The 14,647-nt window shown below is 61.5% G+C and carries 11 protein-coding genes; 8 read left to right on the top strand and 3 right to left on the bottom strand.

Features of this window, described 5'->3' with window-relative positions; all coding sequences use genetic code 11:
- Positions 1-144: 144 nt before the first annotated feature.
- The gene (miaA, locus tag NQV17_RS02245) at positions 145-1,122 is read right to left on the bottom strand and encodes a tRNA (adenosine(37)-N6)-dimethylallyltransferase MiaA (RefSeq protein WP_257768424.1); all 978 of its coding nucleotides are present in this window, start codon (positions 1,120-1,122) and stop codon (positions 145-147) included.
- Positions 1,119-3,113 carry a DNA mismatch repair endonuclease MutL gene (gene mutL, locus NQV17_RS02240; protein ID WP_257768422.1) on the bottom strand — a complete coding sequence of 665 codons (1,995 nt, stop codon included), beginning with the start codon at positions 3,111-3,113 and terminating at the stop codon, positions 1,119-1,121. Before mutL ends, miaA begins: the two co-directional genes overlap by 4 nt.
- Positions 3,114-3,284: 171 nt before the next feature.
- On the opposite strand from mutL, the gene NQV17_RS02235 reads away from it, so the two are divergent.
- Positions 3,285-3,968 carry a DedA family protein gene (locus tag NQV17_RS02235; RefSeq protein ID WP_257768420.1) on the top strand — a complete coding sequence of 228 codons (684 nt, stop codon included), beginning with the start codon at positions 3,285-3,287 and terminating at the stop codon, positions 3,966-3,968.
- A 174-nt stretch (positions 3,969-4,142) separates the two neighbouring features.
- Here the strand turns inward: NQV17_RS02235 and NQV17_RS02230 are convergent, their stop codons facing one another.
- The gene (locus NQV17_RS02230; protein WP_257768418.1) at positions 4,143-4,955 is read right to left on the bottom strand and encodes a mechanosensitive ion channel family protein; all 813 of its coding nucleotides are present in this window, start codon (positions 4,953-4,955) and stop codon (positions 4,143-4,145) included.
- A 289-nt stretch (positions 4,956-5,244) separates the two neighbouring features.
- On the opposite strand from NQV17_RS02230, the gene NQV17_RS02225 reads away from it, so the two are divergent.
- From NQV17_RS02225 to wecC, 7 genes are all read left to right on the top strand, one after another.
- On the top strand, positions 5,245-6,726 hold the full coding sequence (locus tag NQV17_RS02225) for a hypothetical protein (RefSeq protein WP_257768416.1): 1,482 nt from the start codon (positions 5,245-5,247) through the stop codon (positions 6,724-6,726).
- A gap of 726 nt (positions 6,727-7,452) precedes the next feature.
- Positions 7,453-8,256, top strand: coding sequence for an ABC transporter permease (locus NQV17_RS02220; protein ID WP_257768414.1), 804 nt, complete (start codon positions 7,453-7,455; stop codon positions 8,254-8,256).
- Entirely contained in the window at positions 8,253-8,915 is a 663-nt protein-coding gene (locus NQV17_RS02215; RefSeq protein ID WP_257768412.1) for an ABC transporter ATP-binding protein, read from the top strand. Before NQV17_RS02220 ends, NQV17_RS02215 begins: the two co-directional genes overlap by 4 nt.
- Positions 8,908-10,014: a lipopolysaccharide biosynthesis protein gene (locus NQV17_RS02210; protein WP_257768410.1), complete on the top strand. Its 1,107-nt coding sequence runs from the start codon at positions 8,908-8,910 to the stop codon at positions 10,012-10,014. The genes NQV17_RS02215 and NQV17_RS02210 overlap by 8 nt, the downstream gene beginning before the upstream one ends.
- A 139-nt stretch (positions 10,015-10,153) precedes the next feature.
- The gene (locus NQV17_RS02205; RefSeq protein WP_257768408.1) at positions 10,154-11,935 is read left to right on the top strand and encodes a polysaccharide biosynthesis/export family protein; all 1,782 of its coding nucleotides are present in this window, start codon (positions 10,154-10,156) and stop codon (positions 11,933-11,935) included.
- A 124-nt stretch (positions 11,936-12,059) separates the two neighbouring features.
- A complete protein-coding gene (gene wecB / locus NQV17_RS02200; protein WP_257768406.1) occupies positions 12,060-13,220 on the top strand; it encodes a non-hydrolyzing UDP-N-acetylglucosamine 2-epimerase in 1,161 nt (386 codons plus the stop codon).
- 70 nt (positions 13,221-13,290) lie between these two features.
- A complete protein-coding gene (gene wecC, locus NQV17_RS02195) occupies positions 13,291-14,592 on the top strand; it encodes a UDP-N-acetyl-D-mannosamine dehydrogenase (protein WP_374692666.1) in 1,302 nt (433 codons plus the stop codon).
- The last annotated feature ends 55 nt before the right edge of the window (positions 14,593-14,647 follow it).

Genomic DNA, 14,647 nt, shown 5'->3' with positions numbered 1-14,647 from the left:
GAAAGCCGCCCGGAGTCGATCCGGGCGGTTTTTTTTCTGGCGTGGCCGTTGGCGTATTGGCGGGCGGCCCGAAAGAGGAATGACGATGACCGAAGACGACGGTATCGCGCGCAAGCAGGATCGATGCGCGGCGATCCTGCCCCGTTATTGATCGTCGATGCGACCGTCGAGCACGCGTTCAAGCGTGTCGAGCGCCTGCGCCGTCGAATCCGGCGCGACGCAGTCGACGACGATCCGCTCCGGCATCGCGCGCAGCCACGTGATCTGCCGTTTGCACAGCTGGCGCGTCGCGAAGATGCCTTTGTCGCGCATGGTCCGGTAGTCGGTGTCGCCGTCGAGGAATTCCCATGCCTGCCGGTAGCCGACGCAGCGCATCGACGGCAGGCCGAGATGCAGATCCTCGCGGCGGCGCAGCCGTTCGACTTCGTCGATGAAGCCCGCGTCGAGCATCGCGTCGAAGCGTTGCGCGATGCGCGCGTGCAGCACCGCGCGGTCCGACGGTTCGAGCGCGACCGGCACGAAGCGATAGGCCGCGGCCGCGTCGTCCGCGCGCCGCGGCGCGGCGAGCAGCACCGACATCGGCTGCCCGCTCAGCAGGAACACTTCGAGCGCGCGCTGGATCCGCTGCGAATCGTTCGGTGCGAGCCGCGCGGCCGTCGCGGGGTCGACCTGCGCGAGCCGCGCGTGGAGTGCCGGCCAGCCGTCGCGCGCGGCCTCGGCGTCGAGCTCGGCGCGCACGGCGGGATCGGCGGTCGGCAGGTCGTTGAGGCCCTGCGTGAGCGCCTTGTAGTACAGCATCGTGCCGCCCGCGAGCAGCGGCGTGCGGCCGCGCGCGGCGATCTCGCCGATCAGGCGCAGCGCGTCCGCGCGGAATTCGGCCGCCGAATACGCATCGGCCGGGTCGATGATGTCGATCAGGTGATGCGGCACGCTCGCGCGCTCGTCGCGCGTCGGTTTCGCGGTGCCGATATCCATGTCGCGGTAGACGAGCGCCGAATCGACGCTGACGATCTCGATCGGACGGCGCGCGGCGAGCGCCAGCGCCGCGGCCGTCTTGCCCGATGCAGTGGGGCCGAGCAGGCAGGCGATCGTGGTCGGAGGGGACTGCGGTGAAGCGTTCATTGCCCGCGCATGAAGAGACGGTCGAGATCGTTCAGCGTGAGCTGATACCACGTGGGCCGGCCGTGATTGCACTGGTCCGCACGTTCGGTCGCTTCCATCTGGCGCAGCAGCGCGTTCATCTCGTCGAGCGTCAGGCGCCGGTTCGCGCGCACCGCGTGGTGACACGCAAGCGTGCCGAGCAGCTCGTGCTGGCGTTCGGTGAGCACGCGCGAACCGCCGAACGCGTGCAGGTCGGCGAGTACCGCGCGCGCGAGCGACTGCAGGTCCGCGTCCTTCAGCAGCGCGGGCACCGCGCGGATCGCGAGCGACGTCGGCGACAGCACCGCGAGGTCGAAGCCGAGCGATTCGAGCGTGTCGCGTTCTTCCTCGACCGTGCCGATCTCGACCGGCGTCGCCGTCATCGAGATCGGCAGCAGCAGCGACTGCACGGCGACCGTGCGGTCGGCAAGCGCGTTCTTGAACTGTTCGTACAGGATCCGTTCGTGCGCCGCGTGCATGTCGACGATCACGAGGCCGTGCGCGTTCTGCGCGAGCACGTAGATCCCGTGGATCTGGCCGAGCGCGAAGCCGAGCGGCTGCTCGTCGTGCGCGGTGGCGGCGAGTGGCGATGCGACGAAACCCGACAGCGGCGCGACCGGCGCAGCGGCCGCATCCGCCGCATCGCGCGCGACGATCGTCATGCCGTCCGGCGTGCCCGCGCCCGTGTCCTTGCGGCCGAACAGCGCGTCGTAGAGCGCGAGCGGCTGCGCGACCGGCAGCGTGCCCTGCGTCATGCGCGCCTGGCGCATCCACGTGTTGCCCGACGACGAGGAGGACGACGCCGACGAGAAGCCGCTGCCGCCCGTGCCGGTGGCCGCGCCCTGGCCGAGCGGCGTATTCAGGAACGACGCGGGGCCGCTCGGCGCCGGTGAGAGTTGTGCGGCATGGCCACCCGCGGTGGTTTCCGGTGACGCGCCCGCATGGCGCGCGAGCGCGCGCTGCACCGCGTGGAAGACGTACTGGTGGATCGAGCGCGAATCGCGGAATCGCACCTCGATCTTCGACGGGTGCACGTTCACGTCGACGGCTTCGGGCGGCAGATCGAGGAACAGCACGTACGACGGGTAACGGTCGCCGTGGAGGACATCCTCGTACGCCGCGCGCACCGCGTGCGTGAGCAGCTTGTCGCGCACGAAGCGGCCGTTGACGAAGAAGTATTGCTGGTCGGCGCGGCCGCGGCTCGCGGTCGGCAGGCCCGCGCAGCCGTAGACGGCGAGCGGCCCGGCCTGCTCGTCGAGCGGCAGGTGTGCGGTCGCGAAGCCGTCGCCGAGGATTTTCGCGACGCGCTGTGCGGGTTCGGTCGCGTTCCAGTGCTCGACGGCCTTGCCGTTGTGCAGCACCGAGATCGCGACGTCCGGCCGCGCGAGCGCCGCGCGGCGGATCATTTCGAGGCAGTGGCCGAACTCGGTCTGCTCGCTTTTCAGGAATTTGCGGCGCGCGGGCGTGTTGAAGTACAGCTCGCGCACCTCGATCGTCGTGCCGACCGCGCCGGCGGCCGGCGACAGCGCGCCCGTGGTCGCGTCGATCTTCGTCGCATGCGCGACCTCGGCCGTGCGGCTCGTGATCGACATCTCGGCGACCGACGCGATCGACGCGAGCGCTTCGCCGCGAAAACCCAGCGTCGCGACCGCCTCGAGCTCCTCGAGCGAGCGGATCTTGCTCGTCGCGTGGCGCATCAGCGCGAGCGGCAGTTCGTCGGGCGGAATCCCGCAGCCGTCGTCGGTAATCGAGATGCGCTTGACCCCGCCTTCCTCGAGCACGATGCGCAGCGTCCTCGCGCCGGCGTCCATCGCGTTCTCGAGCAACTCCTTGACGACCGACGCCGGGCGTTCGACCACCTCGCCGGCGGCGATCTGGCTGATCAGCTGGTCGGGCAGGGGCTGGATCGCGCGCAGCGGGCGCGCGGCGGGCGTGGGCACGGCGCCTGCGGCCGTTTCGGTGATTTCGGACATGGCCGAATTATAGCGAGGCGGCGGCGGATGCCGCGGCCGGGGCCGGTTGCGTTTTTTTCACGGAGCCTTAAGGTAGTTTCGGTATGATGACTGCGTTCCGCGCGCCGCCTTGTCCGGCGGGCACTTCCGCTTTTCGGCCGCTCCGGCCCTTTCGCCTTCGAGGAATCGCATTTGGATACGCTGCTTCATTTCGTCAACCTGGTCCTGCATATCGACGCGTTCCTCGGCGACTTCATCCGGCAGTACGGTGCGTGGGTGTATCTGGTGCTGTTCCTGATCGTGTTCTGCGAGACGGGGCTCGTCGTGTTGCCGTTCCTGCCGGGCGATTCGCTGCTGTTCATCGGCGGCGCGTTCGCGGCGACGGGCGACATGAACGTCGGCGGGCTGATCGTGCTGCTGCTGGTCGCGGCGATTGCCGGCAATACCGTGAACTACCTGATCGGCCGCTGGGTCGGGCCGAAGGTGTTCAATACGCATATCCCGGTACTCGAGCGCTTCCTCGATCGCGCGGCGCTGCAGAAGACCCACGCGTTCTACGACAAGCACGGCGGCAAGACGATCGTGCTCGCGCGCTTCATCCCGGTCGTGCGCACGTTCGCGCCGTTCGTTGCCGGCGCGTCGTCGATGGGCGTCGCGCGCTTCCAGCTGTTCAACGTGGTCGGCGCGTTGCTCTGGGTGCTGCTGCTGGTGCTGCTCGGCTACTTCTTCGGCAATATCCCGTTCATCCGCCAGTATCTGAACGTGATCGTGCTGGCGGGGATCGGCGCGGCGATCGTGCCGGTTGCGCTCGGCGCGCTGTGGAAGCTGGTGCGCGGGCGGCATTCGGGCGGTACGCAGAACACGCGCGGCCGCTGAGCCTGCGCGTTTTCGCTTCGGCGCAGTGAAAAGCGTGGCAGTTGCCACGCTTTTTTTTCGTCCGTGCGGTTCGTGCGGTCCGATCGATTGCCGATGTGCGGTATCGGCCGATCCGGCTGCTCGACGCCGGCAGCTTCAGTCGGAATCCCGCGAACCGCTGGGCGTACCGTACCGTCAGGTCGTGCGATGGAAGATCGGCGTTTCGGGCGTCGGGTATTGCGCGTCGCGGAACGTCTCGAGGATCACGCGGTTGGTGTCGCAGTACACCTGCCAGTAGTTCTCCGGCTGCGTCGACGGACGCACGAACAGCAGCGGGCCTTCCGGCGTGAACTGCAGCACGCCGACGTCCGGCGCCGGCACCTTCATCACGTTCGGGATCAACTGGATCTGCGTCTTCAGGCGGTTGATCGCATCGGCCGCGTCGACGCCGTTCGCGATCTTCGCGGTCAGGTCCACGCGGCGATGCGGCGTCGCGCTGTAGTTCGCGATGTTGTCCGAGAAGATCTTGTTGTTGCCGACGATCGTCACGACGTTGTCGGCGGTGATGATCGTCGTGCCGAACAGGCCGAGTTCCTTCACCGTGCCCGTGACGCCACCCGCGCTGATCACGTCGCCGATCTTGAACGGACGCAGCACCTGCATGAACACGCCGGCGGCGAAGTGCGCGAGCAGGCCGCCCCAGGCCGTGCCGATCGCGAGGCCGAGGCCGGCGAGCAGGGCGGCGAACGACGTGGTCTGAACACCGAAGATCTGCAGGATCGCGAGGATCAGCAGGATCGTCAGCAGCACGCTGACTACGGAGGTCAGGTAGTCGGTGAGCGTCGGGTCGACCTTGCCGCTGCGGCGTACCACCTTGCCCAGCAGGCGGGTGCCGAGGCGGATCGCCCAGCGGCCGAGGAACCACAATGCGATCGCGGCGAGGAGGTTGAGGCCGAAGTCGAGGCCGCGGGTCATTAGGAATTGCTGGGTGGATTCCAGGTTCAGCATGGGGGCTCCACAGTGAGGGGACGGGAGATTGATCTTGGAAACGTTGGTCCGGTTATAACCGAGCCGGTCAGCCCTCGCAACTTCGCCAAGTAATCGGGCTTGCGCGACGCGTGGCTTATCTTTATCTGTGTTGTACTCTGTAATTGCTCGATCGGGCGGTTGTTCCAACGCCGCATGCGCGCGCCTTGGGTATCGGCATGATTTACCGGTGGGCGTCGCTGGCGAGCGGTATCCGGAAGAGCTGATTGCAATCTGGAGTGATGCGGCGTTCAACCAGAATGGAGATTGAATGAGCAACACGAGAAGAAAAATACTTGCGGCATTGGCAAATACGCTGGTCGGTGGCACCACTGTGCTGGCGGCATTTGCTCGTGGGACCGATGCCGCGACAGTCGACTCAACTGCCGACCATTCTACTCGAGCGCTCGATCCGGTCGATTTTGGTGCAAAAGGCGATGGCGTGATCGACGATACACAAGCCTTGCTCAGGCTTGCCGCGTTGCCTGCTGGATTGCGAATAGATGGCCAGGGGCGGACGTATGTCGTATCGCAGTCGATCACGTTTTCCCGGCAGGTCGGGCTGAAGATCCGATTAAAGGCCTCTGGCGCGTTTCCGCAAGGCGGCAACATGCTTGTGATCGGCGCGGATCATTCCGTCATTGATATCGATGTGGACGGCAACGCACGCTCGCTGGTCGGTGTGAAGGTCTCGGGGAGCGGTGTGCGCGGCCGGGTGCGTGGTGAAAATATCTACGGTAGCGACGTCAAGGTCGGTGGCGGAATGCAGAGCGTACTTTTCGTTACCGGGCATAACTGTCGTATCGACGTGCACGGGGAAAACCTTGTGTCGGCAAGTGCCACTAATCCGTCGGTGCCTCGTGTCCTGAGTACCGGAGCCGTAACCGGCTGCGTATTCGGCAGCGTCACGGGAAATAATGTGACCGCTTTGTGGATCAATCAGGCTGGTGAAGTCACCGTGAATTTCCTGCGCGCGTACAAATGCGGAAACAACGGCATTTACGACATTGCTGCAGGCGGTAAGATCAAGGTTGGAACCGCGATATTCGAAGATGATCTGGGCCTGAATCTGCAGACGGTGGTGAGCGAAAGCGATGTATCCATCGGATCGTTGATCGTACGCGATGTGTGGGGCTATGCCGCGGTCGACAAGGGAGGGAATCTGAAGATCGGGCATTACTCGGTTCAGAATCGCTCATCGCGAAAGGTTCACCAAGTGGCCGTTGCGCGCGAAAAGGCGAAAACATGCGAGATCGAGATTGGTGACGTGACGGGAACGTACATGCTGACGGCCGCCTCCAATGGCGGAGGCGTTTTTCAGTTTTACGATGGAATCATCTCGGCCCTGAAAGTCGGTCGCATCAAGCTCGAGCTTCTGTATGGGCCGGGGTCGACAACCGAACTGTTTCGCCAGACGAGCGGACACGGGGCATGCGAAATTGGAAATCTGGCGCTGATGTTGACTGATACAACGGGCCGCTTGACGCCTGCAACGGTCCTGTCATGGAATTTCCCGAATTACGACAGGCCGTCCTATCTGAACCACTGTTCCCTCGTCAGTTCGAGCGCGACACTGAGAGTGCGGAACGTGGCGCAACCGAACATGAAGACGATGGATGTCGGATTGCTGCGGAGCGACGGTTCCATCCTGTCAAGCCCGACGCCGATCAGCCCGCGCGAGCCCGCGCCGCTTTCCGAAGATCGGCGTGGCGAAGGCGGTGACTATCGGAAAGAGGGGCGCGACCAGCAGTGAATTTCGGGTACCCGGCGACATCCGAGTGGATATAACCGGGCTCGCCAAGCGTCCGAGTGCGCAAGTCCTGGGCGGTTCAGCGTGGCGCGGTGACAACTTGTCCGGCGGGCTGCGGTTGACGTCGGACGGTATCGATACATCACACCAATAGATGATGGCGACGTCATCGCACGTCGAGATTCCGCGCGCTATTGACGGGCGAAAAATCGTCAGGGGAGGTGATTTAAAACGACGTTTCACCTTTGGACGGACATGACGTTAGTCGGCTTTACATCGAGTTGATTGCCAAATATTACGATCGCGAAGCGCCGTCTCAGTCGAGTTCGAGTGCGAAGGACGATCGCACCCGTTGCGCGCGCCGACATTTCCAGTCGCTTGCGTACGGCAACGTTTTCCTCGGGAGATATCGCTGCTTTTGCGTGCCTTTGCGTTGTTTTAGATGAGTAGGCAGCGATGAGTCGAGCGTCGTGTCAATCGGATCGAGATGCATGATGACTATCCGAATTTGTGCATTTTGATCAAGTCGGGCAGCGAGTATGGCAGATCGTCCTGTCCACCTCGTGTCGTAAAAATGCTTACAATCGTAAAAATTTACGGGTGAATCGAAAGATCCGCGGTAGAATACGGCGCCGCGATTGTGAACGCGCGGAGGCATTATGGAGGCGCCGCGAGCCATTGAGCAGTGAGCGTCACGATGCAATTCAAGAAAATGTTACCGGGGTAATTATGGAAGGCCTGCCGACAGAGGGCAGTGCGCTGGGCAGGGCGTTTTCCATTCAGCGCAGAGTTGTATATGCGCTGTTCCTGCGCGAACTGAAAACACGCTTTGGCAAGCAGCGGCTCGGCTACTTGTGGGCGTTTCTCGAGCCTGTTGTTCACATGCTGGTGCTCTTCGCGATTCTCGGGTTGATCGCGAAACACGCGATGCCGGTCATTTCTTTCCCGGTGTTCCTGATATGCGGGCTCGTGCCGTATTTCATGTTCCTCAATATCACGCTTCGGTCGCTGAATGCGCTCGAAGCTAATCTCGGACTGCTGAGCTATCGCCCCGTTCATCCCATCGATACGTTGATCGCACGCGCCGTGCTTGAATTGGTTATCAGCGTCATCGTGTTTGCCGTGTTGCTGCTGATTCTTGCGTTGGGCGGACAGTCGGTGGAATTGAGCGATATCCCGGAACTGGCTGCAATCTGGATTCTGGTGACGATTCTCGGGCTGGGAATCGGTATTATTTTCATGGTGATCGGCCGTGAATTCCCGGTAAGCGAAAAGGTTATCCCGCTGCTGATGCGGCCGCTTTATTTCATCAGCTCGGTCATGTATCCGTTGACGTCAATACCAGCGCAGTACCGTGGATTGCTGCTCTGGAATCCGCTCGTTCATGCCTTCGAGTTGATGCGGCACGCCGTCGTTTCCGAATACAACATTGAACGAGTCAGTCTGACGTATCTGACATTCAGCACGTTCCTCATCTTCTTTTTGGGATTGGCTTTGTACAAGGCGCGCGAACCGTCACTGTTGCGATCATGATTCGTATCGAAAATCTCACAAAATCGTACAGGACGCCTTCCGGCCGACATTACGTGTTCAAGGACGTCACGGTAGAAATTCCTTCCGGGAAAAGCATCGGGTTGATCGGCCGGAACGGGGCGGGCAAGAGTACGTTGCTCAGCATTATCGGCGGTATCGATCGACCCGATCGCGGCCGTGTGATTACGAACAAGCGCATTTCGTGGCCGGTCGGACTGTCGAACGGCTTCCAGAGCAGCATGACGGGACGCGAGAACGTGAAGTTCGTCGCCCGGTTGTATGCCGCCAGGCACGAGTTGGACGAGAAGGTGAAGTTCGTCGCGGACTTCTGCGAGCTTGGCCGATTCTTCGACATGCCGATCCGCAGCTATTCGACCGGCATGCGTGCGCGCCTCGGGTTCGGGTTGTCGATGGCGTTCGATTTCGATTACTACGTGATTGATGAGGTGACTGCGGTCGGGGATGCCGTATTCCGCAAGAAGAGTGAAGCGCTGATGGAGGCCCGGCGGGAGGTCAGTCAGTTTATTTTTGTTTCGCACGGTCTCGATGAGGTTCGGCGGGTCTGCGATGTCGGATTGCTTATTGGTGACGGGAAAGTAACGTACTACCCGGACGTCGATGAGGCGATCGAAGTTTATAAGCAAGCAAACAATGTCTGATTGGATGGGGCGGCTGCGCGAACATCGCCTGCCCGTGATACTCATAGCGATACCGTTGGTGGTGTGCGGCCTGTACCTCGGGCTGATTGCGCGTAGCCGCTACGTCAGCGAGTCGATGGTGATGGTGAAGGACGCCGGGAGGTCGGTGACCTCGGGGTTGAACATCCAGGCGTTGCTCGGCGGCGCGGGTGACGCAACTGCACGGGACGACGCGATCGTGCTCAAGGAGTACATCGAATCGCCCGACATGCTCGCGAAAGTCGATGCGCGACTCAAGCTAAAGCAGGCGTTCAGCAATGTCGGTTTGGACTGGCTGAACCGTCTGTCACCGCAAGCGACACGCGAGCAGATGCTCAAGTTTTATCTGCGCCGCCTCAGCGTGAATGTTGATGAAAAGGCCGGCATCCTGACGATTCGCACTCAGGGGATGTCTCCCGAGTTCGCGCAGCAATTCAATCGAATCGTATTGGCCGAGAGTGAGTCGTTTCTGAACGAGATGTCGCATCGCGTGGCGCGGAACGACATGCAGTTCGCGCGCGACGAAATCGATCGCTCGTATGAGGAAGTGAAGGGCGCGCGCGATTCGGTCATCGCGTTCGAAAACAAGACGGGAATGCTGGATCCGACTGCGAGTGCCGAAGCTGGCGGACGCATGGTGGCGGAAATGCAGGTCAAGCAGGCGGAGCTCGAGGCAGAGTTGCGCAACCTGCTCACCTACATGAATGAAAGTGCGCCGCCCGTGGTCGCCAAGCGCAATGCGTTGTCGTCGCTTACCGCGCAAATTGCGCTCGAGAAGACCAAGCTGAGTGCGCCGGGCGACGGCAAGATGAACCGCACTGCCGCGCAATATGCGGAACTGAAGGCGCGATTGCAGTTTGCGACGGACCTGTACAAGGTTTCATTGTCGACCTTCGAGAAGGCGCGGGTCGAGTCGGCTCACAAGGCCAAGAGTCTTTCGGTGATCGTGATGCCGAACCTGCCGGAAGAGGCGGAATACCCGCGCAGGCTCCATATCCTGTCTTCACTCGCGGTGGGACTGTTGCTGTTGTACGGCGTCGTCAGATTGACGCAGGCGATTATCGAAGATCACCGAACCTGACGAAGGCTGTCCATAGGTGCCGTGCTGCGAATATCGCGCCGCACGACACCCCATTGAATCAAAACTGGCGGGGTATATGTCGCGGTCGTTTGCGGGGCAAAGGAAGCGTCCGATCGTCGACGTGTGTAATTAATTCGACATGACCAATTTATCAAGAAGCCGGATCGCATCGGCGCTGCTCGTTTTGAGCGTCGCCAGTGCGGGTGCGTCGGCGGCAACGACCGACTCGCTGTTCGGGATTTCGACGGGCACAAGCGACAGCGGCTCGGCATCGTCCCGGCCGGCGTCCGGCAACATTCAGCAATTCAGCTATAGCCCGGACGATGCGTCTCTGGCGGCAGCCGCACTGGCGATGCAAAACGCGAAGCTTGGGCGCCAGCAAGGCGGCCCCGGCGGAATGACGCCAGGCTCCAGCGATGTATCGGTCATGCCGCAGGCGCCGAACAACATGTTCGGTTCGCAGCTGTTCGGCGGCACCTTCCACAACAGTCGAGGTTCGGGCTTTAATCCCGGGTATCAGGTCAGCATCGGCGATACGGTCACACTGCGCATGTGGGGCGCATTCGCCTTCGACGGTCAGTTGATCGTTGATCCGCAGGGCAACATCTTCGTGCCGAATGTCGGCCCGGTTACCGTTGCTGGCGTGCGCAACGCAGAGCTGAACGGGCGCGTGCTTGCCGAGGTGCGCAGGGTCTACAAGGCGAACGTGAACGTCTATGCGAGCCTCGATGTTGCGCAACCCGTCAAGGTGTATGTCACGGGATACGTCAAGCAGCCGGGCATGTACGGCGGCATTGCGTCCGAGAGCATCCTGTCCTATATCGACAAGGCCGGTGGCGTCGACGTCGAGCGCGGCAGCTACGTCGACGTGACGGTCAAGCGCGGTGGCGCCGTGCGCAAGCACTTCAACCTGTACGACTTTCTGCTCAACGGCGTCATCGACCAGCTCCAGTTGGCGGACGGCGACGTCATCGTCGTGGGGCCGCGCGAGCACGTCTTCTCGGTGCGCGGCGAGGTGTACAACGCATACGATTTCGAGTTCGGCGCGTCGGTCATTTCGCTGCAGCAGGCGCTTGCCATCGCGCGTCCCAAACCCGGAGCGACGCACGTCAGCATCGTGCGCCGCCAGGGTAGCAAAAGAACGAGCGAGTACTACCCGATTGCCGACGCAACGAGTGTGAAGTTGAACGACGGCGATCAACTGGTCGTTACCGCGGATCGTTACGCCGGCACGATTCAGGTTCGCGTCGAGGGGGCTCATTCCGGCGAGCACGCGCTGGTATTGCCTTACGGCGCGACGATGGCGCAGGTTCTCGGTCAGATCAGGGCAAATCCGTTGTCACGCGTCGACGAGGTCCAACTGTTCCGCAAGTCGGTTGCCGATCGGCAGAAGGAGATGCTGGCCGTCGAACTCCAGAAACTGCAGGAGGCCGCGCTGTCGGCTCCTTCCGCGACGAGCGAGGAAGCAAACTTGCGCGCGAAGGAAGCCGAGGGCATTACCAAATTCGCCGCGCTGGCCAGCAAGACCGAGTTCAAGGGGCAGGTCGTTCTCAACGAAAAGACGATGAGCGACGTGATTCTCGAGGACGGGGATGTCATCAATATTCCCGAGCGTACGAGCGTTGTCATGGTGCATGGAGAGGTGCTCTTCCCGAATGCCGTCGAGTGGCAATCGGGCATGACGGCGGACGACTACATTTCGCACGTCGGCGGATATACGCAGAAAGCGGACAACAGCAAGATCGTCGTGATTCATCAGAACGGCAAAGCTGAGCTCGCGGAGAGTGGTACGAAGATTGCTTCAGGTGACGAGTTGATGGTGTTGCCGAAGGTGAAATCGAAGAATATCGAGATCACCCGAGGGATTACTCAAATCCTGTATCAAATGGCCGTTGCGGCGAGGGTGATCTTCTTCTGGTAACAGGCAGGACGTTACGTAACGTGATCGCGTTACGTAACGCAAAAGAGGGCCGCAGCGCGTACTAGTACGCGCGCATTTCGGCGGTGTGCCCGGAAACGGGCCTATACAAAAGCAAAAAGACAGTATGAAAATTCTGACCGTGTTTGGCACGCGGCCGGAGGCGATCAAGATGGCGCCACTGGTTCACGCGCTTAGGGGGAAGTCGGGTGTGGATTGTCGCGTATGCGTCACCGCACAACACCGGCAAATGCTCGATCAGGTGCTCGACCTTTTCGAGATCAAGCCAGATTACGATCTGAACTTGATGAAGGCAGGGCAGACGCTGCAATCGATCACGTGCGATATCGTGAACGAGATCACACCGGTTCTGGAATCGTTCCGTCCGGACTACGTCCTCGTGCACGGCGACACGACGACGACGTTTGCGAGTGCACTGGCCTCGTTCTATCTGAAAATCAAGGTCGGACACATCGAGGCAGGGCTGCGCAGTGGAGACATGTATTCCCCGTGGCCGGAGGAGGGGAATCGCAAGTTGACCGGTCAGCTTGCCGATCTGCACTTCGCACCGACCGAAGCTTCACGCGAGAATCTCATTGCGGAACGCGTGCGCGACGAAGACATCATCGTCACCGGCAACACGGTCATCGATGCGTTGTTGGCCGTGACGCGACGTCTCGAACAGGATGACGCATTGCAGAGCCAGATGCGTGAAGCATTCCCGATGCTTGACTCTGAGCGCCGCATGGTGCTGGTCACCGCGCATCGCCGCGAGAATTTCGGCGATGGTATCCGGAATATCTGCCATGCCATCAAGCAACTTGCGAGCCAGTACAAGGATGTCGACTTCGTTTATCCGATCCATCTGAATCCGCAAGTCAAGCTGCCCGCCGAAGAGATTCTTTCGGGCATCGCAAACGTGCATCTCCTGAATCCCCAGGATTATCTGCCGTTCGTATACCTGATGTCGCGTTCCACGGTGATTCTGACCGACTCGGGCGGCATTCAGGAAGAGGCCCCGTCGCTTGGCAAGCCGGTGCTCGTCATGCGCGACACGACCGAGCGACCAGAGGCGGTCGCCGCGGGCACCGTGCGTCTCGTTGGTTCAGACAGCCATCGAATCGTTGCCGCGTGCAGTGAACTGCTCGACGACCCGGTCCGCTACGAGGAAATGGCTCGCGCGCACAACCCATATGGCGACGGCCTCGCATGTGAACGGATCGTTTCGTTTCTCGCCGGTGGTGCTGCCGACCAGGGACAGACAGCGGCCGAACTGCTCGCTGACTGAAAGGCAGGTATCCGCCAGTTGGACCGAATCGATCGGGACATCGCACTCGAATTGTCCGCCTGCGCGGGCGATGCGCGAAGAATCAACAAGCAATCAAGGATGTATTGTGACGCAATCTATTAATACCGTTTCCGTCATCGGCCTCGGATACATCGGCTTGCCGACCGCCGCCGTGCTGGCTGCGCGCAAGGTCCGCGTGATTGGTGTAGACATCGACAGGAATGCCGTCGATACGATCAATGCGGGAAAAGTACATATCGTCGAACCGGAACTGGACAGTGTCGTTCGAGACGCGGTTCGGGAAGGGTGGCTACGCGCTTCGATGGTCGCCGAGCCGGCCGATGCATTCATGATTGCGGTGCCGACTCCGTTCCGTGCCGGCTACGAGCCGGATCTCTCGTACGTGAAGGCCGCCAGCGAATCGATCGCGCCGGTTCTCAGGAAGGGCAACGTCGTGATTCTTGAATCGACGTCGCCGGTCGGAACCACGGAGCAGATGACGAAATGGCTTTCGCAAATGCGCAAGGATCTCGTATTCGCGAGCGACGCGACGCAAGAGTGCGACGTCCATGTCGCGTATTGCCCCGAGCGCGTCCTGCCGGGTCAGGTGATTCGCGAACTGGTGGAGAACGATCGCGTGATCGGCGGCATCAATGCGGCATCGGCGGTGCGTGCGCAGGACGTCTATCGCATCTTCGTGAAGGGCCAGTTGCTGATTACTGACGCGCGCACGGCGGAGATGTCCAAGCTCACGGAAAACGCATTCCGCGACGTCAACATTGCTTTCGCCAACGAACTGTCGTTGATCTGTGACAAGCTAAACATCGACGTGTGGGAGCTTATTCAGATCGCCAACCATCATCCGCGCGTCAACATCCTTCAGCCGGGGCCCGGAGTGGGCGGCCACTGCATCGCAGTCGATCCATGGTTCATCGTGAACAAGACTCCTGAACAGGCAAGGCTGATCCGCACCGCCCGCGAGGTGAACGACAGCAAGCCGGAATGGGTGATCTCCAAGGTGAAGGAAGCCGTCGAGGCAGCCGTTGCCGAGGGCAAGAGCGCAAGCGATATTCGCATCGCGTGCCTTGGACTCGCATTCAAGCCGAACATCGACGATTTGCGTGAAAGCCCGTCGGTCGACATCGCGCTCAATCTCGCCAAGATTTATCCGGAGCACGTGGTCGCGGTCGAGCCGTACATCGACGATTTGCCGAAAAACCTGGCGCAAGCGGGTGTTCGCCTGGCGACGCTCGACCAAGCCATCGACAGCGCAGACGTGCTGGTCTTGCTTGTCGATCACGCGAACTTCAAGGAGAAGCCGGAACTGCAATGCTGGCAGCGGCTCGTCGATACCAAGGGCCTCTGGAGTTGATCGAGCCTAATACAGACAGGGGACGTATCGGCCGGCTGGAAGGCCGGTCCTCCAG

Source organism: Burkholderia sp. SCN-KJ (assembly GCF_024656005.1).
Lineage (GTDB): Bacteria > Pseudomonadota > Gammaproteobacteria > Burkholderiales > Burkholderiaceae > Burkholderia.
The sequence above is the reverse complement of the archived record's forward strand: the minus strand, read 5'-3'. Positions and strand labels throughout refer to the sequence as shown.

Coding starts and splice junctions, on each gene's coding strand:
- miaA (WP_257768424.1), bottom strand. CDS start 1,122: ATGAACGCTTCACCGCAGTCCCCTCCGACCACGATCGCCTGCCTGCTC.
- mutL (WP_257768422.1), bottom strand. CDS start 3,113: ATGTCCGAAATCACCGAAACGGCCGCAGGCGCCGTGCCCACGCCCGCC.
- NQV17_RS02230 (WP_257768418.1), bottom strand. CDS start 4,955: ATGCTGAACCTGGAATCCACCCAGCAATTCCTAATGACCCGCGGCCTC.
- NQV17_RS02225 (WP_257768416.1), top strand. CDS start 5,245: ATGAGCAACACGAGAAGAAAAATACTTGCGGCATTGGCAAATACGCTG.
- NQV17_RS02220 (WP_257768414.1), top strand. CDS start 7,453: ATGGAAGGCCTGCCGACAGAGGGCAGTGCGCTGGGCAGGGCGTTTTCC.
- NQV17_RS02215 (WP_257768412.1), top strand. CDS start 8,253: ATGATTCGTATCGAAAATCTCACAAAATCGTACAGGACGCCTTCCGGC.
- NQV17_RS02210 (WP_257768410.1), top strand. CDS start 8,908: ATGTCTGATTGGATGGGGCGGCTGCGCGAACATCGCCTGCCCGTGATA.
- NQV17_RS02205 (WP_257768408.1), top strand. CDS start 10,154: ATGACCAATTTATCAAGAAGCCGGATCGCATCGGCGCTGCTCGTTTTG.
- wecB (WP_257768406.1), top strand. CDS start 12,060: ATGAAAATTCTGACCGTGTTTGGCACGCGGCCGGAGGCGATCAAGATG.
- wecC (WP_374692666.1), top strand. CDS start 13,291: ATGCGCGAAGAATCAACAAGCAATCAAGGATGTATTGTGACGCAATCT.